Origin of the sequence: Bacillus sp. JJ664 (assembly GCF_036962205.1) — a bacterium.
GTDB lineage: Bacteria > Bacillota > Bacilli > Bacillales > Bacillaceae_G > Gottfriedia.
Genome location: NZ_JBALMS010000125.1, coordinates 846 through 1140, shown reverse-complemented (window position 1 = coordinate 1140; position 295 = coordinate 846). Strand labels below are relative to the sequence as shown.

General features: G+C 30.5%; 1 protein-coding gene. It reads left to right on the top strand.

Annotated elements, in window-relative coordinates; genetic code table 11:
• On the top strand, positions 1–295 hold a 295-nt coding region (locus V7056_RS17285; RefSeq protein ID WP_499703648.1), incomplete at both ends, for a hypothetical protein.

Sequence of the window (295 nt, the reverse complement as noted above, 5' to 3'; positions counted from 1 at the left end):
ACTAAAAGTAGAAATCGTTCAAATTGTGACAAAGTTACCTGAAACGACGAGAACTTATGAAGCGTGGAATCAAGATGTACAAAAATACGAAAAAAATATAAATTTACTTCGATCAGAAATAATAGAAATCGAAGGAAGTTACAAACGACTTTCAGAACAAAAAACGATTAAAGAAACAACATGTTCTCACCTTGAACATGAAATAAATAGACTAACTTCTGAAATCGACAAAACACAGAATTCCTATAAAGAGAAATTGAGTGAGTTTCAGTTTAGTCATGAAGAAGAGTTTTTG